Genomic DNA, 18811 nt, shown 5'->3' on the forward strand with positions numbered 1-18811 from the left:
TGGAGGTCCGACATGCCAGCTCTTTACGTAATGATTCCGGCCGCGCTGCTGATCGTAGCGATCGCCGTCTACATATTCTTCTGGGCCGTGGACAGCGGCCAATACGACGACCTCGACGGCCCGGCCCACAGCATCCTGTTCGACGAACAAGACCCGAATCATAAGGCCGCGGTGGAAGAAGCAAGCGGCGAGGCCCAGAAACCGGACGACAAGGCGCCGCCCCATGCTTGATCTGGCGCCGCTGTTGATATCGGCCGTTATCCTCGGCCTGCTCGGCGGCGGCCACTGCCTGGGCATGTGCGGCGGTCTGATGGGCGCCCTCACCCTGGCGATTCCCAAAGAACAGCGCAGCCGGCGTTTTCGATTATTGCTGGCGTACAACCTGGGGCGGATCCTGAGTTACGCCACGGCGGGCTTGCTGATCGGACTGGCCGGCTGGGCCGTCGCCAACAGCCCGGCGGCGATGATCATGCGGGTGCTGGCCGGTCTGCTGCTGATCGCCATGGGCCTGTATCTCGCCGGATGGTGGAGCGGCCTGACCCGTATCGAGGGGATCGGCCGGGGCTTGTGGCGACACATCCAACCCGTCGCCAACCGCCTGCTGCCGGTATCAAGCCTGCCACGGGCCTTGCTGCTCGGCGCGCTGTGGGGGTGGCTGCCATGCGGGTTGGTCTACAGCACCCTTCTCTGGTCCGCCAGCCAGGGCAATGCGCTGGACAGCGCGCTATTGATGCTCGCCTTCGGCCTGGGTACCTGGCCGGTGCTCCTCGCCACTGGCCTGGCGGCCGAGCGTGTCACCGCCCTGTTGCGTAAACGCAGCGTGCGCATGACCGGTGGGTTGTTGGTGATCGTCTTCGGCATCTGGACACTGCCGGGGCCGCATCAGCATTGGCTCATGGGCCATTGACCGAGTCGCGATGAGGCCATCATCGACCACACTCATTCGCTGTTGACGCAAATCAACACGCCCTTTTCCACGCCCCCCTAGACTCGCGACCATGCCAGCCTATCCGGGGAACGCCCGCATGCTCGACGCCATCCGTTGGGACTCAGACCTCATCCGCCGCTACGACCTGGCGGGACCACGCTACACCTCTTATCCTACTGCGGCACAGTTCGCCGGCCAGGTGGGCACCTTCGACCTGCTCCACGCCCTGCGCGACAGCCGCAAGGCACACAGGCCACTGTCGCTGTACGTGCACGTGCCGTTTTGCGCGAACATCTGCTACTACTGCGCCTGCAATAAAGTCATTACCAAAGATCGCGGTCGTGCCCACACCTACCTGCGACGCCTGGAGCAGGAAATCCAACTGATCGGCTGCCATCTGGCCCCCTCCCAGCGCGTGGAACAACTGCACCTGGGCGGTGGCACGCCGACGTTCCTGAGCCACGACGAGCTGCGCCAACTCATGGCCAGCCTGCGCAAGCATATGAATCTGGTGGACGACGATTCCGGCGACTACGGCATCGAAATCGATCCACGGGAGGCCGACTGGTCAACCATGGGCCTGCTGCGGGAGCTGGGCTTCAACCGGGTCAGCATCGGCCTGCAAGACCTCGACCCTGCCGTGCAGCGAGCCGTCAATCGCCTGCAGAGCCTGGAAGAAACCCGGGCGGTGATCGAAGCCGCCCGGACCTTGCAGTTCCGCTCGATCAACATCGACCTGATCTATGGCTTGCCCAAACAAACGCCGGAAAACTTCGCTCGCACGGTCGAAGAAGTCATCAGCCTGCAACCGGACCGTCTCTCGGTTTTCAATTACGCCCACCTGCCGGAGCGCTTCATGCCGCAGCGGCGGATCGATGGCCAGGACCTGCCTACCCCGGTGCAGAAACTGGCCATGCTGCAAGGCACCATCGAACAGCTGACCGCCGCCGGTTATCGCTACATCGGCATGGACCACTTCGCCCTCCCCGACGACGAACTGGCGATCGCCCAAGAAGAAGCGACCCTGCAGCGCAACTTCCAAGGCTACACCACCCATGGGCATTGCGACCTGATCGGCCTCGGCGTGTCAGCCATCAGCCAGGTCGGCGATTTGTACTGCCAGAACAGCAGCGACCTGACCCACTACCAGAACACCCTTGCCGACGGGCAACTGGCAACCAGCCGCGGGCTGGTGTGCAACGCCGACGACCGTTTGCGACGCGCCGTGATCCAGCAGTTGATCTGCCATTTCTCGCTGGCGTTCGCCGAGATAGAGCGAGACTTCAATGTCGACTTGCGCGGTTATTTTGGCTCTTTATGGCCGCAACTACAGACGATGGCAGCCGATGGGCTGCTCGAATTGACGCAGACCCATATCAACGTACTGCCTGCGGGGCGCCTGCTGGTGCGTTCTGTCTGCATGGTCTTCGACGGCTATCTGCAGCAACAAAACCGCCAACGTTTTTCCCGGGTCATCTGAGCGCGACACTTTGACGGGGACACCGCACTGGCCGGAGTTTGTGCGCTGGGTTACCCTTACGTCTTATGTGTGTTTTCCCACAAGGATTTAAGAAATGTCCGAGCCAGTCAAATCCCGCGCTCACAGCCAGGCCCATTGCAAGGATTGCAGCCTGGCCCCTCTATGCCTGCCACTTTCGTTGAATCTGGAGGACATGGACGCGCTGGATGACATCGTCAAACGGGGACGGCCGCTGAAAAAAGGTGAGTTCCTGTTTCGCCAGGGCGATGGCTTCGACTCGGTTTACGCAGTGCGCTCGGGCGCCCTGAAGACGTTCAACCTGAGCGACGGTGGCGAAGAGCAGCTCACCGGTTTCCATCTGCCCAGCGAGCTTGTGGGCCTGTCGGGCATGGACACCGAGACCCACCCGGTCTCGGCCCAGGCACTGGAGACGACTTCGGTGTGCGAAATTCCTTTTGATCGTCTCGATGAGCTGGCGGTGCAGCTGCCGCAACTGCGTCGACAATTGATGCGGGTGATGAGCCGGGAAATTCGTGACGACCAGCAAATGATGCTGTTGCTTTCGAAGAAAACCGCGGACGAACGCATCGCCACGTTCCTGGTCAATCTCTCGGCGCGTTTTCGTGCCCGCGGGTTTTCGGCCAATCAGTTTCGCTTGAGCATGTCACGCAATGAAATGGGCAACTACCTGGGCCTGGCCGTGGAAACCGTGTCCAGGGTGTTCACCCGCTTCCAACAGAACGCGTTGATCGCAGCCGAAGGCAAGGAAATTCATATTCTCGACCCGATCCAGCTCTGCGCCCTGGCCGGCGGCTCGGTCGAAGGCTGATGCGCTCGCGCGGCTGAGGCTTTCGCCCCGTCGCGCTATACTGCCGCGTTTGCAGCCAGCCAGGACACCTCGACGATGGTCTTCGACTCCTTCGACATCAAATCCCTGATCCGCCCCGTGATCGACTTCCCCAAGCCAGGCGTGATCTTTCGCGATATCACTCCGCTGTTCCAGTCGCCCACTGCCCTGCGGCTGGTCATGGACAGCTTCGCCCATCGCTATGTCGAGGCCGATTTCACGCACATTGGCGCGATGGATGCCCGGGGCTTCCTGATCGGCTCGATCCTGGCCTATCAGTTGAACAAGCCGCTGGTGTTGTTTCGCAAACAGGGCAAGCTGCCAGCCGACGTACTGGCCGAGGGTTACCAGACCGAGTACGGCGAAGCCTTTCTTGAAGTGCACGCCGACAGCCTGTGCGAAGGGGATTCGGTGGTGATGTTCGATGACCTGATCGCCACTGGCGGAACGTTGATCGCCGCCGCCAACCTGATCCGCCGCATGGGCGCCAGGGTCCATGAAGCCGCGGCGATCATCGACTTGCCGGAACTGCTCGGCTCCCAGCGCCTGGAAGACATGGGCATCCCGACGTTCTGCCTGACGCAGTTCTCCCTCAGCGAAAAATAACCTGGCCAAATCACATAACCCATTGTGGGAGCGAGCCTGCTCGCGATGGCGGTAGATCTGTCGATACCTATACTGGCTGACACACCGCTATCGCGAGCAGGCTCGCTCCCACAAGGGATTCGTGTTGCGGCTACAACGCGATTGGCTTGCGCCCGGCAAACGAATGCGCCAGCGTCCCGCCGTCCACCAACTCAAGCTCCCCACCCAACGGCACGCCATGGGCGATGCGGGAGGCGACCAGGCCTTTATTGCTGAGCAGTTGGGCGATGTAATGCGCAGTGGCTTCGCCTTCGACCGTCGGGTTGGTGGCGAGGATGACTTCGGTAAACGTGCCCGCCTCCTCGATCCGCGCCATCAACTGCGGGATGCCGATGGCTTCAGGCCCCAGGCCGTCGAGCGGTGACAGGTGCCCCTTGAGCACAAAGTAACGGCCGCGAAAGCCGGTCTGCTCCACCGCATAGACATCCATAGGCCCCTCGACCACGCAGAGCAGGCTGTCGTCCCGTCGCGGGTCGGCGCATTGCGGGCAAAGATCGTCCTCGGTCAGGGTGCGACACTGGCGACAATGCCCGACACCTTCCATGGCCTGGCTCAACGCCTGGGCCAGGCGCGAGCCGCCGCTGCGATCACGCTCGAGCAGTTGCAACGCCATGCGCTGGGCGGTTTTCTGACCCACGCCTGGCAAGGTTCGCAGGGCATCGATCAGTTGGCGGATCAAAGGGCTGAAGCTCATGGGGGAAACGTCCGACATAACAACGAGACGCGGTTTATACCCGCGCCTCCGATTAGCGTCAAATACTCAATCGCGCGCTACTCGCACCACCAACTTGCCGAAATTTCGCCCCTCCAACATGCCGATGAAAGCCTGGGGCGCATTTTCAAGACCATCGACCACGTCCTCGCGGAACTTGACCTTGCCATCGCGCACCCAAGGCGCCATGGCGCTGATGAATTCCGGCTGGCGGTCACCGTAGTCATCGAACACGATGAAACCCTGGATGCGCACGCGCTTGGTCAACAGCGTGCGTTGTAGTTGCGGCAGGCGATCCGGGCCAATTGGCGGCTGATGATCATTGTAGGATGCGATCAAGCCGCAAAGCGGGACGCGCGCCTTGGCGTTGAGCAGCGGCACGACCGCATCGAAGACCTTGCCGCCGACGTTTTCGTAATAGATATCGATACCTTGATCGCAAGCCCTGGCAAGCTCTTCGGCGAAATTCGCGCTTTTATGGTCAATACAGGCGTCGAAACCCAGCTCATCGACCACGTACTTGCATTTTTCGCCACCGCCGGCCACCCCCACCACCCGCAAGCCCTTGATCTTCGCCACCTGGCCAACCACGGAGCCCACGGCGCCCGACGCCGCCGCCACGACCAGGGTTTCCCCGGCCTTGGGCTGGCCAATGTCCATCAACCCCATGTAGGCCGTCATGCCCGGCATCCCCAACACCCCCAGCGCCATCGAGGGGCTGGGCAAGCCGGAAGGGATCGGAATGACATCGCGGCCATCGCTGATGCAGTGGCTCTGCCAACCCGTGGCCCCCACCACCAGATCACCCTCTTGGAATTTCGGATGCATCGAGCGCTCTACGCGGCTGACGGCACCACCGGTCATCACCTCATCGATCTGCACCGGCGCAGCGTAGGAAGGCGCGTCACTCATGCGCCCGCGCATGTAAGGGTCCAGTGACAGGAAGAGCGTCTTGAGCAGGATTTGTCCTTCGGCCAGATCGGGCAACGTCACGTGTTCAAGTCGAAAGTTTTCAGGGGTTGGCGCACCTTGGGGGCGCGAGGCCAGCACGATGCGCTGATTGGAAATCGATGACATGGAGGCGTCTCCTAGTTCGTTGAGCGTACACGTATAGGGAGCAGACCATTGCCTTGGGGGCGCGTTCGATGTTTATGCCGGGATAGCACGGTGCAGCCTGCTCCGGACGGCGTTCCGACGAAAGCAGTCGAACAGAGACCCCATTGCTCCTGCCAGAAACAAAAATGCCAGGCGCGATGCCTGGCATTGTGTGTAGCCCATCCCGAGCGCGATGGCGAATCAGAACGGCAGTTTCATGCCCGGCGGCAGCTGCATGCCAGCGGTCATGCCGGACATCTTGTCCTGGCTGTTCGCTTCGATCTTGCGCACTGCGTCGTTGACGGCGGCGGCGAACAGGGCTTCGAGCATTTCCTTGTCGTCTTCGCTCAGGCCTTCGACCACGCTCGGGTCGATGCTGACGCGCTTGATATCGTGGCGACCGGTCATGACCACCGTCACCATGTCGCCACCGGATTTGCCGGTGACTTCAGCGTTGGCCAGCTCTTCCTGCATCTTGGCCATTTTTTCCTGCATCTGCTGCGCCTGCTTCATCAGGCCGGCCATGCCACCTTTCATCATGGTAATCACCTCGAAAGTACTTGGATAAACAACGCGCCCGGCCTGCCCGGCCCGGCGCCTTCAGTTATGAGCCCTGGGTGACCGGGGCCTCGACAGGTTCGATAGTATCGTGACGGACCACGGCGCCGAACTGTTGCATCATCTGTTGGATGAACGGATCGTTCTGGATCGATTCCTCGGCTTCGCGCTGACGGTCGGCGCGGCGCCGGGACGCGGCCTGGGCCGGGGTTTCCTGCTCGGGCTTGATCAGCTCGATGGTCAACGTGAGAGTGCGCTGGTGGTACTGGTTCAGCGCATCGTTGAGGCGACGCTGTTGGGTTGCGTTGAACAGCGCGCTGTGGGCCGGATCCAGGTGCAGCAGCCAATGGTCGCCCTCGACCGAGATCAAGGTGCAGTTGGCGGCGATGCTACCGGTCATGCCACTGATCTGCAGCTTGGGGAACAGCTCCAGCCATTGCAGGGCCAGCCCAGTGGCGGGCATTGCCGCCGGTTCAGGTTCTGGCTCCGGTGCCGGTTCGGCGGCATGTTCGCTGGCCAGGTCGTCCAGGTAGCTGTAGGCCGAATCGATGTCCGGCTCGATGTAGTCCTCGTCCAGCGGCGGCTCATCGTCCAGATCGATGCCCGGCGTCGCGACCTCGACGTCGGCCACCGTCGGCTCCGGCATTGGCGCAGCCACCCACTCGGGTGCATCGGGCACCACGCTGTCGGGTGTCGGCAGGGGCATCGGCGGCAACTCGGGCTGCTCGGCGATGGTTTCCAAAACGGGCTCGACGGCGGGTTGCTGGACAACTTGCGGCTCGACCGGGTCGTTCCAAGGCAGGTCGATGACTTCTTCGGCGACGGGCTCGGGGAGCGCCTCGATGACCGGTTCGGGCTCTGGCTCAGGCGTGACGACAACAGGCGCCGGGGCCGGAATCGGCTGGGCTGCGGGCGCCACCGCCGTAGGAGCAGGAGCCGCTGCCGACGCAACAACGGGCGTGGCAGCCACTGGCTTGGCGGAATCAGCTGTGGCCTGGCTGATCCCCACTGGCTTTAGCGCTTGTCTCGGCGCGTCCGCGGTATCGGCCGGCCGGAACGCAAGCATTCGCAGCAGCACCATCTCGAAGCCGCCGCGCGGATCCGGTGCCAGTGGCAGGTCGCGACGGCCGATCAGGCCCATCTGGTAATAAAACTGTACGTCTTCGGCCGGCAGCGCCTGGGCCAAAGCCAACACGCGGTCCCGGTCGCCATGGCCGTTGTCGACCCCCTCGGGCAAGGCCTGGGCGATGGCGACACGGTGCAGCACGTTGAGAATCTCCGAGAGCACGCCATTCCAGTCCGGCCCCTGCTCGGCCAGGTGACGCACCGCTTCGAGCAATGCCTTTGCGTCCCCTTCGATCAGCGCAGTCAAAACGTCGTAGACCTGGCCGTGATCGAGGGTGCCCAGCATGGCGCGCACCTCGGCGGCCATGACCTTGCCTTCGCCGAAGGCAATGGCCTGGTCGGTCAGGCTCATGGCGTCACGCATCGAACCGTCGGCGGCTCGTCCCAGCAGCCACAGCGCATCGTCCTCGAACGGCACGTTCTCCACACCTAGCACATGGGTCAGGTGCTCGACGACCCGTTCCGGCGTCATGTTCTTCAGAGAGAACTGCAAGCAGCGCGACAAAATCGTTGCGGGAAGTTTCTGCGGATCGGTGGTCGCCAGGATGAATTTGACGTAGGGCGGCGGTTCTTCGAGGGTCTTGAGCAGCGCATTGAAGGAATGGCTGGAGAGCATGTGCACTTCGTCGATCAGGTAGACCTTGAAGCGCCCACGGCTCGGGGCGTACTGCACGTTGTCGAGCAGCTCGCGGGTATCCTCGACCTTGGTGCGGCTGGCGGCGTCGATTTCGATCAGGTCGACGAAACGACCTTCGTCGATTTCCCGGCAGACAGAACATTCGCCGCAAGGCGTCGACGTAATACCGGTTTCACAGTTCACGCACTTGGCGATGATCCGCGCAATGGTGGTCTTGCCCACGCCGCGGGTACCGGTGAACAGATAGGCATGGTGCAGCCGCTGGCTGTCCAAGGCGTTGATCAGAGCCTTGAGCACATGGGTCTGGCCGACCATTTCGCGGAACGAGCGCGGACGCCATTTACGTGCAAGAACCTGATAACTCATCGAAAACCGTCGCAACGAAGGAACATAAGCGGCTAATGCTAGCGGAGCAGGGACGAAATTGCATCCGGTGCGCTCGTCTAATCTGGCTAAGCTAGGTTCAGCAGCTCGGTTGTCGACAGTTTTTTGTACAGTCAGGAGAGTTTATGCGTTCGGCCATGGGGGCTTTGCTGTTGTTGGGGACGGGGTGTTTCGCTGATGAGGTTCCCTTGCGTTTTGCCGTCACCGATGGCTGGGCCATGCCCATGGTGCAGATCGACAGAGGCCGCCCGACCCAGGGCATTCTGCCGGACGTCATGACCAGCCTGGCGACCCAGGTGGGCATGCCTGCGCAATTCCATGTCCTGGCCCGCGCGCGGCTGGACAGCGCCATGGAGCAGGGCGAAATAGACATGCGCTGTTATGTCTCGCCTGATTGGGTGAAGGATGTTGGGGGCGATTATCTCTGGAGCGTCCCGCTGTTCTTCCAGCGCGATGTGCTTGTCGGTTCGCCCGGCGCTCCCGCTGCCATCACGCCGTCGGCACTCACACAACAGTCCATCGGCACCGTGCTGAGCTACAGCTACCCCACCCTGCAGCCATTGTTCGACAGTGGCCACCTGCGGCGCGACGACGCCCGCAGCCAGGATCAGGTGCTGGCGAAACTGCTGGCCCGGCGATACCGCTATGCGGTCAGCAACCAATGGGCGCTGGACTGGTTCAACCAGCGTCACAGCGCTGACCGACAGCTGCGCCAAGTCGCTGTCCTGCAGGAACAACAGTTGAGCTGCTATGTGCGCAATGATCCGAAGATTCCCGCACAGCGCATCCTGCGTACCTTGTCGAACATGAAGAGATCCGGGGAAATCGACGCGATCATCCAGCTTTATACTGGCCGCAACGAAGGGTTGCGGGACGGCGATGCGTCTCCATGATCAACGGGCCGGGCCTGGCGCTGTGGTGGCGCCCTGTGGATTCGTCAGCCATCGGCACGAGCGTGATATCGCAGAACAGGAAGGTATCTGGCAAACCTTGCGAACGAAGGCCTGGGGGCGTTAAGGAGGCAACCCCACCAGCCACACCCCGGCACACAATGTTCCCGCTGTGGCTGCTTCCTTCCGGATCTGACCAGGTTCACGGGTAATCGTTGCGGGGGGACCGATGGGGTCACCATAACGACGCCCGCCTTGCGGCGAGCCGCGCCATTGTACCTATCTGACAAGAAGTTACAACCGTTCGTGTCGGATTAAAAAAATCCATGAGGTTCAAGTACTTGCTATGGGAAGAACCTCTTTCGCAATCGCCTCGGCCATTCAGATAGAACCTACAACAGCACCTCATCCGCCCGGCCACCCTCCTCCTGGATCACCAGATGGATGAAATGCAGCTTGGTGATTACTGCCGCCGGTACGACGAATGGGTAGAAATCCGGCTGGCCCATGCTGCGCGAGAGTTCGTTGAGCATTCCGGCCAGTTCGATCCAGGCGTTGACGAATGAAAGGAACGCCTTGCCGCCCGCGTGCTCGGGGTCGAACAGGGTTTCGGGAGGAAATGGCTGGTAATCGAAATCCATTTCCCGCGCACTCATGCCGAAGCCGAGCGCCGTGTCGACGGCGTCCATCATGTGCAGGTAATGGGCCCAGGTTTCAGCCCAGTCCTCCCACGGGTGCATGGTGGCGTAGGCGCTGACGTAACGGGCCTGCCAATCCAGTGGCGCGCCTTGTTGATAATGCCGCTCCAACGCCTCGGAGTAGCTTGCGCGCTCATCGCCGAACAAGGCGCGAAACGGCTCCAGCCAGTGACTGTCGGCAACCAGCCGGTCCCAGAAATAATGGCCGACCTCGTGGCGAAAATGCCCGAGCAAGGTCCGATACGGCTCGTGCATCTGCTGCCGCACGTGCTCGCGGTGAGCATCGTCGGCTTCCTTGATGTCCAGGGTGATAAGGCCGCTGGCGTGCCCGGTCGTCGGCGGTTTCCCGTCGGGGTCGACGCCGATGAAATCAAAGGCCAGGCCGATGTTTTCGTCGGCGCTCTTGGGGATGACCGGCAAGCCGAGGGTAATCAGTTGCGCCACGAGGCGGCGCTTGGCGGTTTCGACCTTGCGCCAGCGCTCGGGGTTTTCCGGGATCGAGAGGTCAGGAATCGTGCGATTCAGGCTGCAGGCGATGCACAGTGTGTCGTGCCCGTTGGCTGGCAACAGCCAATTGCACGCCGCCGGGGTGTCGAGATTGGCGCAGCGGCGAAACAGTCCGGCCTGCGGGTCGACGTCCAGGAGCCAGGTATCAGGTTGCTCGCCGGGCTGAAGGGACGAAAGGCGGCTCTGCTCCGGCTGATACCCCAACGCCGCCAGGCACGCCAGGCATTGGCTGTTGCGAAAGAACAATGACTGGCCGCAGCGGCACGGCCAGACTTTGCTGTTGCGTGACCGATCACCCAGGAACGGCGCGGCGATGCGTGAGCTCAGTTGTTCGAAAAAGCGGTACATGGCGATCTCTCCCAGGAGCCTGCAAGACTAGATCACCTGATGCCCATGATCGTTCCAAAACGCTGTGTCATGACCCCGATAACCGTGGCGAGGGAGCTTGCGCCCCCGCCACAAAAGCCAAGCCTCAGAGCGCGACGCCATGCCCTGTCAAGAACTCGACAAACGCTTGTTCGTCGAGCACCTTGAGCCCCAGTTCATTGGCTTTGGTCAATTTCGATCCAGCGCCCGGCCCGGCCACCACGCAGTGGGTTTTCGCCGACACGGAACCGGCCACCTTCGCCCCCAGGCTTTCCAGCTTGTCCTTGGCGACATCGCGACTCATCAGCTCCAGCGAACCGGTCAGGACCCAGGTGTGCCCCGCTTCAGGCAAGCCCTCGACAACCTTCTTCTCGCTCCGCCAGTGCATGCCGAAATCCCGCAGTTGCTGCTCGGCAGCCAAGGCCTGTTCACGATTGGCGGCGATGGCGAAGAATTCGCGCACGGCGTTTGCCTGCTTTTCCGGCAACGCCTGGCGCATGTCCAGCCAGTCGGCATCCATGACGGCTTCGAGGGAACCGAACTTGTCCGCCAGTTTCTGCGCGCCGCCCGGCCCGACCGAAGGAATGTGCAGCTTGTCGAGGAAGCCTCCCAGGGTAGTACTGGCGGAAAATTCCGCGCTCAGTTCGCCCTGGTCCTGGATCTCCAGGCCATGGCGCAGCAGATCCTTGATGACCTGGCGATTGTGCGGGTCTTCGAAGAAGCTGTGGATCTCGTGGGCAACTTCCAGGCCGACATCCGGCAGGTACGTCAGCACCTGCGGCAGCGCCGCCTGCACGCGCTCCAGTGAACCGAGGGAGCGGGCCAGGACCTTGGCGGTCTCCTCGCCCACGTCGGGAATGCCGAGGGCGTAGATAAAACGCGCCAGGCTCGGCCTCTTGCTGTCGACAATCGCTGACAGCAGGTTCCTGCTCGACAGCTCGGCGAAGCCTTCCAGGTCGACGATCTGCTCGAACGTCAGCGCATACAGATCCGCCGGCGAGCCCACCAGGCCTTCGTCCACCAATTGTTCGACGCTCTTCTCGCCCAGCCCTTCGATATCCATGGCCCGGCGCGAGACAAAATGAATGATTGCCTGCTTGAGCTGCGCGCCACAGGCCAGGCGACCGACGCAGCGGTACACCGCGCCTTCGCTGACGGTTTCACGGCCCTTGCTGCGCTTGATCAGTTGCGTGCGTTCGACGTGGGAACCGCAAACCGGACATTGCTGCGGCACTGCCACCGGACGGGCATTGGCTGGACGACGCTCGGTGACGACTTGCACCACTTGCGGGATGACATCACCGGCTCGGCGAATGATCACCGTGTCGCCGATCATCAGGCCCAGGCGCGCCACCTCGTCCATGTTGTGCAACGTGGCGTTGGCCACCGTCACGCCAGCCACCTTGACCGGCTTGAGCCGCGCCACGGGCGTGACGGCGCCGGTGCGGCCGACCTGGAACTCGACGTCCAGCAGTTCGGTAAGCTCTTCGCTGGCAGGGAATTTGTGAGCGATAGCCCAGCGAGGCTCCCGCGCGCGAAAACCCAGTTCGCGCTGTGACGCGATGCTGTTGACCTTGAACACCACGCCGTCGATTTCGTAGGGCAGCGAACTGCGCCGCTCACCAATGTCACGGTAGTAATCCAGGCATTCGTCGATGCCGTGGGCCAGCTTCAGCTCGCGGCTGATGGGCATGCCCCAAGCCTTGAGTTGTTTGAGATTGCCAATGTGGGTATCGGCGATGTCCGACGTCACCTGGCCGATGCCATAGCAGCAAAACTCAAGGGGACGATTGGCGGTGATCCGGGAGTCCAACTGGCGCAGGCTGCCCGCGGCAGCGTTGCGGGGGTTGGCGAACGTCTTGCCGCCCGCCTCCAGCTGGGTGGCGTTCAAGCGCTCGAAACCGGCCTTGGACATGTACACCTCGCCGCGCACCTCCAGCACCGGTGGCCAGCCGCTGCCTTGCAACTTGAGAGGAATGTTGCGCACGGTGCGCACGTTGACGCTGATGTCTTCGCCCGTGGTGCCGTCACCGCGCGTCGCGCCGCGCACCAGCATGCCGTCTTGATACAACAGGCTGACCGCCAGGCCATCGAGCTTCGGCTCGCAACTGTATTCCACCGCCGCGCCGCCGCCGAGCAAATCGTCCATGGGCAGGTCGAGGCCTTCGGTCACTCGCCGGTCGAACTCGCGCAAAGTGGTTTCGTCGAACACGTTGCCCAGGCTGAGCATCGGGATTTCGTGACGCACCTGGCTGAAGGCCGACAGCGCCACGCTGCCGACTCGCTGGGTCGGGGAATCGCTCGTCACCAGCTCCGGGTGTTGTTCTTCCAAGGCTTTGAGCTCATGGAAAAGACGATCGTATTCGGCGTCCGGAATGGAAGGTTCATCGAGGACGTGATAGCGGTAATTATGCTGGTCCAGCTCGGTGCGCAGCTCTAGGATGCGGGTTTCGACGGCGCTCATGGTGTTCTCTCATAAAGCAAAAGAGCAGCCTGGGCTGCTCAATTTTCTCAAGACGTTGAGGGGTACTTCGCACCCCAGCGGGAGCAAGCTCCCTCGCCACAAGAGGCTCTCCAACCAAGGGGAGCCGGTCTCATCGCTCAACGCTTCTGGGTCAGCGCGCGGCGTTCGAATTCGACAATGCGCTGGCGGTAGTGCTCGATGGTCTGGGCCGTCAGCACGCTGCGTTGGTCGTCCTTCAATTCGCCGTTGAGCTCCTGGGCCAGCTTGCGCGCAGCGGCCACCATCACGTCGAAAGCCTGCTTGGGATGACGCGGGCCTGGCAGGCCCAGAAAGAAGCTCACCGCCGGCGTGCTGAAATGATCGATGTCGTCCAGGTCGAACACGCCAGGCTTGACGGCGTTGGCCATGGAGAACAACACCTCGCCATTGCCTGCCATGCTTTCGTGGCGATGGAAGATGTCCATCTCGCCAAAACGCAGGCCGCTTTCCAGGATGTTCTGCAACAGCGCAGGGCCCTTGAAGCCGGCCGGGTCGCGGCAGATCACGCTGATCACCAGCACTTCTTCGGCCTGGGCCTGTTCCCTGTCGCCGCTGGATGACTTGCTCTCGTCCGGGAAATCACCGTCACGGCTGTTGAAGCTCGGCCCGCCATCGAGGTCGAGGTTCAGGTTCAAATCACCCTGGGACGGTTCGCTGTTGCGCTTGCCGCGCTTGGAACCCGACTCCCGTGGCTCACGGGCAGGCGCGCTCATGGACGGCAAATCGTGTTCGTCCAGCTGCGGCTCCTTGTGGGTGTCCAGCACCCGGGGCGGGCCCAACAGCTCGGCGCTGTCATCCTCATCGGGGAGGTTCGACAGGCTGCGATCCAGGCGAAACTTGAGTTTGCCCTTGCCGCCGCGCATGCGACGCCAGCCGTCGAAAAGAATACCGGCAATGACAATGATGCCGATGACGATCAGCCACTCGCGCAGACCGATTTCCATTTAATCCCGTGCCTCTATAAAAATGCTGAAAAATAAGGGGCTTAGCTATTTGCAAACCGCTTTAAAACGTGGCGCCAACTCTATGTTCTGAATGGCGTTTTGCCCACGCATACGAAAAATTGACATTAAACTAGCACGACCAAAGATAACTTTACACCGTCTGTCGCATAGGCTTGTGCCCAATCTGTGAATTGAACATCAGCCCCAAGGGTAAAAAAACCCTACAGCGTTCAAAACATAAGCCCTGCGAGCCTTTGTTCAGGCGTCCACCATGGCCATGGCCTCCTCCACATCCACCGCCACCAGCCGCGAACACCCCGGCTCATGCATGGTCACGCCCATCAACTGGTCGGCCATTTCCATGGCGATCTTGTTGTGGGTGATGTAGATGAACTGCACCGTTTCGGACATTTCCTTCACCAGCCGTGCGTAACGGCCGACGTTGGCGTCGTCCAGTGGTGCGTCGACCTCATCGAGCATGCAGAACGGCGCCGGGTTCAGTTTGAAAATGGCAAAGACCAGAGCCAGCGCCGTCAGCGCTTTTTCGCCGCCGGAGAGCAAATGGATGGTGCTGTTCTTCTTGCCGGGAGGACGCGCCATGATTGTCACCCCTGTATCGAGTAGATCTTCGCCCGTCAGTTCCAAGTAGGCGCTACCGCCACCGAAAACTTTTGGGAAAAGCGCCTGCAAACCGCCGTTGATCTGATCAAAGGTATCCTTGAAGCGGTTGCGGGTTTCCTTGTCGATTTTGCGGATGACGTTTTCCAGGGTCTCCAGCGCCTCCGCCAGATCGTCGTTCTGAGCGTCCAGGTAACGCTTGCGCTCTGACTGCTGCTGGTACTCGTCGATGGCCGCCAGGTTGATTGCCCCCAGGCGCTGGATGCGCTGGGCGATGCGTTCAAGTTCTTCCTCGGCGTCCTTTTCGTTCGCCCCGGCCACCAGGGTGGCGAGCACGCCGTCGAGGTCGTAGCCGTCTTCCAGCAATTGGTCCTGCAAGGCTTTGCGCCGCACCGTCAAGGCCTGCCACTCCATGCGCTGCTGCTCCATCTGGCCACGGATCAGCTGCGATTGCTGCTCGGCCTGGCTGCGGCGCTTCTCAGCGTCGCGCAGTTCGCGGTCGGCATCCTCCAGGGCAATCTGTGCAGTCTTGAGTTCTTCGTCGACGCTCATGCGTTTGTCGAGCAACTCTTCGAGCTTGAGGCGCAGTTCTTCCAGTGGCGCCTCGCCCTCTTCCAGGTTGAGGCTCAACTGCTCACGCTTTTCGGTCAGGCGCTCGGACTGCATTTCCAGACGTTCCAAGGCCTGGCGTGTGGAATCGTGCTGGGCCCTGAGCGAGCCCAGGCGTACCGCCAGCTGATGGGCATGGTCTTTGTGCTGGCGCGCTTCCTGGCGCACGCGGTCCAGGCGTTCACGCAGGCTGTCGCGCTGGGCCAGCAGCAATTCACGCTGTTCGGTATCCACCGCCATCGCATCAAGGGCTTCTTGCAATTGCAGGCGCGCCTCGCCGATCTGTTCGTGTTCCAACGCCCGCTGCTCGCCCAACTCGGCGATTTCTTCGTCAAGACGGGTACGACGCAGGGCCAATTGTTCGACCTTGGCCTTGCCGGCAGACAGCTGCGCCTTCAGTTCGCCCTGCTGGCGTGCTTCATCTTGCAACAGCCGACGCAGGTGTTCGCGGCCGTTTTCCTGTTGGCGCTGTTGCGCCCGCAGGTTCTGTAGTTCGGTTTCCAGGGCTTCGACGCTGGCCTCGCGCTCTTCGCGCTCGGCGGCCAGGCGCTGGATTTCCTGGCCTCGGGCGAGCATGCCGCTCTCGGCTTCAGAGGCCCGGCGAACCCGCAGGAAATGCCGCCCGACCCAATACCCGTCGCGGCTGATCAGGCTTTCGCCGGCTGCCAATTGCCCACGCAAGGCCAAGGCGTGCTCGAGGCTGTCCACCGGCTTGACCTGCCCCAGCCAAGGCGACAGGTCGACCTGGGCTTCGACCTTGTCCAACAGACTGCCTGGCACCCGCACGCCGTCGCCGGCCGGGCTGAGCAGGCGCAGATCGCCCTGGCTGAAACCGGAAAGATCGAACCCAGCGAAATCATCCACCAGCACTGCTTGCAGATCGGCGCCCAGCACGGTTTCCACCGCCAGTTCCCAGCCGGCATCGACCTTCAAACCTTCGGCCAGGCGCGGGCGCTCGGCCAGGTGCTGGTCGCGCAGCCATTCGGCGGTGCCGGTGCCTGGGTCCAACGCGGCTTGCTGCAAGGCCTCCAGCGAGGCCAGCCGACCGTTGAGTCGCTGCAATTCGCCCTGGGCCTGTTGCTGGTTCTGCAAGGCCAGCTGCAAGGCTTGGCGCAGTTGTTCAAGGCGTTCGACCTGGGCATCTTCGCTGGCCTGCAGGTCTTCGAGGGTGGCTTCGCTGGTCGCCAGTTGCTCGCTCAGCTCCAGAATCGCGGCGTCTTCCGGATCCGCGGCGAGCAAGGCGCGCTCTTCAGACAGGCGACGCTGACGTTCGGCCAGGCGCTCCATGCTGGTTTCCAACTGCTGGATGCGCGACTGCTGGACTTCTGCCTGGCGCCGCGGCTCGGCCGAGGTCAGGTTGAAACTGTCCCACTGCTCTTGCCAACCATGCATGGTCAACTCGGCTTCTTCCAGGGCTGCGGCTGCCTCTTCGGCGGCGGCGCTGGTGAGTTCCTGCTCCGGCGTGAGCCGCTCCAGCTCCTCGCCGAGGGTCAGCAACAAGGTGCGATCGTGGCCCAGGTGGGATTCGGTTTCCAGGCGTGCGCGCTCAGCCTCCTTCAAATCTTCCTGCAACTGGCGCAGGCGCTGCTGGCCGTGCTGGATGCTTTGCTCGACCCTGGCAATGTCGCCTCCCACGGAATAGAAGCGCCCTTGCACCAGGTTGAAGCGCTCGGAAAGTTCATGGTGCCCGTCGCGCAGGCGCTCGATGGCGGCATCGGCGTTGCGCTGCTCGGCGACCAACGCTTCGAAGCTGACTTCCTGGTTGCCGATGATCGCCTCGCGCTGGCCCACCTGTTCGTTCAACGCCTGCCAGCGCAGGGCCGACAGTTGGGCCTTGAGCTGGCGCTCTTCGGCTTTGTATTCCTGGTATTTCTTTGCCGCCTCGGCCTGGCGATGCAGGCGTTCGAGCTGGCGCTCGAGTTCTTCACGCAGGTCAGTCAGACGCGCGAGGTTTTCGTGGGTACGGCGGATGCGGTTCTCGGTCTCGCGACGCCGTTCCTTGTATTTGGAGATACCGGCGGCTTCTTCGATGAAGTTGCGCAGGTCTTCGGGCTTGGCCTCGATCAGCTTGGAGATCATGCCCTGCTCGATGATCGAATAGCTGCGCGGTCCCAGGCCGGTGCCAAGGAAGATGTCGGTGATGTCCCGGCGACGGCATTTGGCGCCGTTGAGGAAATAGCTGTTCTGGCTGTCACGGGTCACTTTGCGGCGGATGGAGATTTCCGCGTAGGCCGCGTATTCGCCGATGAGGGTGCCATCGGAATTATCGAACACCAGTTCGATGCTGGCCTGGCTCACTGGCTTGCGGCTGGTGGAGCCGTTGAAGATGACGTCGGTCATCGACTCGCCGCGCAGGTTCTTGGCCGAGCTTTCGCCCATCACCCAGCGCACGGCGTCGATGATGTTCGACTTGCCGCAACCATTGGGCCCGACCACCGCCGCCATGTTGCTGGGGAAGTTCACCGTCGTCGGGTCGACGAAGGATTTGAACCCCGCCAGCTTGATGCACTTGAGTCGCACGTCAGGCCGCCGTCAGGGCCGAAACCACCAGATCGCAACTGCGCTGGGCGTAAGCCGTCAGCACAGTGCGGATCTGCGGCAGATCACGGGCCAGCACGGCCGCGAGCAGGCGCTGGAACAGGTCGAGGAATTCGCTCATTTCCGCCTTGCGCTGCTCAAGAGCCAGGAAATAGGCGCGGCTCATGGCCGGTTGCAGGTTTTCAACGGTTTCCTGCAGATAAGGGTTGTTGGCAAAGGGATAGGCTGCTCGCATCACGCTGAAGCTATCGTCGACGAACGTACGGATGTCCTGGCGCTCGTAGGCTTCCTTGAGGCGCTGCTGGATCGCCACGAACGGCGCCATGTCTGCCTGCTCTTTCCAACCATGCGCCACTGCATTGCCCAGCAGGATATAGAGCTCGCTCATCAATGCGCAAAGGCTGCGCACCTTGTGTTCGGTGAGCTCGGTGACGTGGGCGCCACGGCGCGGCAAGATGGCGATCAGGTGACGCCGCTCCAGGATCAGCAAGGCCTCGCGGACCGAACCGCGGCTGACATTGAGCGCCAGCGTAACCTTCTGCTCCTGGATGCGCTCTCCCGGCTTCATTTCGCCGCGAATGATGCGCTCGGCGAGATGATGGGCGATTTGCTCGGCGAGGCTGTCCGGGGCCTTGAACGTCATGGTTGTCCTTCAAACTCTTCAGATCTGCACAAGCGGCGCAGTGTAGCGCACTCAATACGTCATGGCGCAGGGCCTCCACCGGGT

The 18811-nt window shown here is 62.1% G+C and carries 15 protein-coding genes and 1 other RNA gene; 6 read left to right on the forward strand and 10 right to left on the reverse strand.

Going from position 1 to position 18811, the window contains the following annotated elements; genetic code table 11:
- Nucleotides 1-12 precede the first annotated feature (12 nt).
- The 5 genes from ccoS (at nt 13) to J3Q04_RS16515 (ending at nt 3861) form a co-directional block, all read left to right on the forward strand.
- Nucleotides 13-231, forward strand: a complete 219-nt coding sequence (ccoS, locus tag J3Q04_RS16495) for a cbb3-type cytochrome oxidase assembly protein CcoS (RefSeq protein WP_420764716.1) — start codon at nt 13-15, stop codon at nt 229-231.
- Nucleotides 224-907 (forward strand): sulfite exporter TauE/SafE family protein, encoded by a 684-nt coding sequence (locus J3Q04_RS16500; protein WP_434610526.1) that lies wholly within the window; start codon nt 224-226, stop codon nt 905-907. Before ccoS ends, J3Q04_RS16500 begins: the two co-directional genes overlap by 8 nt.
- A 118-nt stretch (nt 908-1025) precedes the next feature.
- Nucleotides 1026-2408: an oxygen-independent coproporphyrinogen III oxidase gene (gene hemN / locus J3Q04_RS16505; RefSeq protein WP_434610524.1), complete on the forward strand. Its 1383-nt coding sequence runs from the start codon at nt 1026-1028 to the stop codon at nt 2406-2408.
- A 94-nt stretch (nt 2409-2502) separates the two neighbouring features.
- The gene (fnr, locus tag J3Q04_RS16510; RefSeq protein ID WP_420764719.1) at nt 2503-3237 is read left to right on the forward strand and encodes a fumarate/nitrate reduction transcriptional regulator Fnr; all 735 of its coding nucleotides are present in this window, start codon (nt 2503-2505) and stop codon (nt 3235-3237) included.
- Between the two features lie 75 nt (nt 3238-3312).
- Entirely contained in the window at nt 3313-3861 is a 549-nt protein-coding gene (locus tag J3Q04_RS16515; protein ID WP_434610522.1) for an adenine phosphoribosyltransferase, read from the forward strand.
- A gap of 130 nt (nt 3862-3991) precedes the next feature.
- Here J3Q04_RS16515 and recR read toward each other — a convergent pair whose 3' ends face one another.
- The 4 genes from recR to dnaX all read right to left on the reverse strand — a co-directional run bounded on the left by recR (nt 3992) and on the right by dnaX (nt 8393).
- The gene (gene recR / locus J3Q04_RS16520) at nt 3992-4594 is read right to left on the reverse strand and encodes a recombination mediator RecR (RefSeq protein WP_181286939.1); all 603 of its coding nucleotides are present in this window, start codon (nt 4592-4594) and stop codon (nt 3992-3994) included.
- A gap of 66 nt (nt 4595-4660) precedes the next feature.
- Nucleotides 4661-5689 carry an NADP-dependent oxidoreductase gene (locus tag J3Q04_RS16525; RefSeq protein WP_434610520.1) on the reverse strand — a complete coding sequence of 343 codons (1029 nt, stop codon included), beginning with the start codon at nt 5687-5689 and terminating at the stop codon, nt 4661-4663.
- Nucleotides 5690-5908: 219 nt separating this feature from the next.
- Nucleotides 5909-6247, reverse strand: a complete 339-nt coding sequence (locus J3Q04_RS16530) for a YbaB/EbfC family nucleoid-associated protein (RefSeq protein WP_003183512.1) — start codon at nt 6245-6247, stop codon at nt 5909-5911.
- Nucleotides 6248-6311: 64 nt separating this feature from the next.
- Nucleotides 6312-8393 (reverse strand): DNA polymerase III subunit gamma/tau, encoded by a 2082-nt coding sequence (dnaX, locus tag J3Q04_RS16535; RefSeq protein WP_434610518.1) that lies wholly within the window; start codon nt 8391-8393, stop codon nt 6312-6314.
- A 143-nt stretch (nt 8394-8536) separates the two neighbouring features.
- Between dnaX and J3Q04_RS16540 the strand changes: the two genes are divergently transcribed.
- Nucleotides 8537-9304 carry a substrate-binding periplasmic protein gene (locus J3Q04_RS16540; protein WP_434610515.1) on the forward strand — a complete coding sequence of 256 codons (768 nt, stop codon included), beginning with the start codon at nt 8537-8539 and terminating at the stop codon, nt 9302-9304.
- A 132-nt stretch (nt 9305-9436) separates the two neighbouring features.
- Here J3Q04_RS16540 and ffs read toward each other — a convergent pair.
- From ffs to J3Q04_RS16570, 6 genes are all read right to left on the reverse strand, one after another.
- Nucleotides 9437-9533: signal recognition particle sRNA small type (ffs, locus tag J3Q04_RS16545), an RNA gene on the reverse strand.
- A gap of 160 nt (nt 9534-9693) precedes the next feature.
- On the reverse strand, nt 9694-10854 hold the full coding sequence (locus J3Q04_RS16550) for a zinc-binding metallopeptidase family protein (RefSeq protein ID WP_420764724.1): 1161 nt from the start codon (nt 10852-10854) through the stop codon (nt 9694-9696).
- A gap of 124 nt (nt 10855-10978) precedes the next feature.
- Nucleotides 10979-13336 carry an NAD-dependent DNA ligase LigA gene (ligA, locus tag J3Q04_RS16555; protein WP_434610513.1) on the reverse strand — a complete coding sequence of 786 codons (2358 nt, stop codon included), beginning with the start codon at nt 13334-13336 and terminating at the stop codon, nt 10979-10981.
- Between the two features lie 137 nt (nt 13337-13473).
- The gene (gene zipA / locus J3Q04_RS16560; protein WP_434610511.1) at nt 13474-14319 is read right to left on the reverse strand and encodes a cell division protein ZipA; all 846 of its coding nucleotides are present in this window, start codon (nt 14317-14319) and stop codon (nt 13474-13476) included.
- 258 nt (nt 14320-14577) lie between these two features.
- Nucleotides 14578-18066, reverse strand: coding sequence for a chromosome segregation protein SMC (gene smc / locus J3Q04_RS16565; RefSeq protein ID WP_434610508.1), 3489 nt, complete (start codon nt 18064-18066; stop codon nt 14578-14580).
- Between the two features lies 1 nt (nt 18067).
- A complete protein-coding gene (locus J3Q04_RS16570) occupies nt 18068-18727 on the reverse strand; it encodes a GntR family transcriptional regulator (RefSeq protein ID WP_420764728.1) in 660 nt (219 codons plus the stop codon).
- Between the last annotated feature and the right edge of the window lie 84 nt (nt 18728-18811).

It is taken from the genome of Pseudomonas sp. D4-21 (assembly GCF_051132125.1).
Taxonomy (GTDB): domain Bacteria; phylum Pseudomonadota; class Gammaproteobacteria; order Pseudomonadales; family Pseudomonadaceae; genus Aquipseudomonas.

Coding starts and splice junctions, on each gene's coding strand:
- ccoS (WP_420764716.1), top strand. CDS start 13: ATGCCAGCTCTTTACGTAATGATTCCGGCCGCGCTGCTGATCGTAGCG.
- J3Q04_RS16500 (WP_434610526.1), top strand. CDS start 224: ATGCTTGATCTGGCGCCGCTGTTGATATCGGCCGTTATCCTCGGCCTG.
- hemN (WP_434610524.1), top strand. CDS start 1,026: ATGCTCGACGCCATCCGTTGGGACTCAGACCTCATCCGCCGCTACGAC.
- fnr (WP_420764719.1), top strand. CDS start 2,503: ATGTCCGAGCCAGTCAAATCCCGCGCTCACAGCCAGGCCCATTGCAAG.
- J3Q04_RS16515 (WP_434610522.1), top strand. CDS start 3,313: ATGGTCTTCGACTCCTTCGACATCAAATCCCTGATCCGCCCCGTGATC.
- recR (WP_181286939.1), bottom strand. CDS start 4,594: ATGAGCTTCAGCCCTTTGATCCGCCAACTGATCGATGCCCTGCGAACC.
- J3Q04_RS16525 (WP_434610520.1), bottom strand. CDS start 5,689: ATGTCATCGATTTCCAATCAGCGCATCGTGCTGGCCTCGCGCCCCCAA.
- J3Q04_RS16530 (WP_003183512.1), bottom strand. CDS start 6,247: ATGATGAAAGGTGGCATGGCCGGCCTGATGAAGCAGGCGCAGCAGATG.
- dnaX (WP_434610518.1), bottom strand. CDS start 8,393: ATGAGTTATCAGGTTCTTGCACGTAAATGGCGTCCGCGCTCGTTCCGC.
- J3Q04_RS16540 (WP_434610515.1), top strand. CDS start 8,537: ATGCGTTCGGCCATGGGGGCTTTGCTGTTGTTGGGGACGGGGTGTTTC.
- J3Q04_RS16550 (WP_420764724.1), bottom strand. CDS start 10,854: ATGTACCGCTTTTTCGAACAACTGAGCTCACGCATCGCCGCGCCGTTC.
- ligA (WP_434610513.1), bottom strand. CDS start 13,336: ATGAGCGCCGTCGAAACCCGCATCCTAGAGCTGCGCACCGAGCTGGAC.
- zipA (WP_434610511.1), bottom strand. CDS start 14,319: ATGGAAATCGGTCTGCGCGAGTGGCTGATCGTCATCGGCATCATTGTC.
- J3Q04_RS16570 (WP_420764728.1), bottom strand. CDS start 18,727: ATGACGTTCAAGGCCCCGGACAGCCTCGCCGAGCAAATCGCCCATCAT.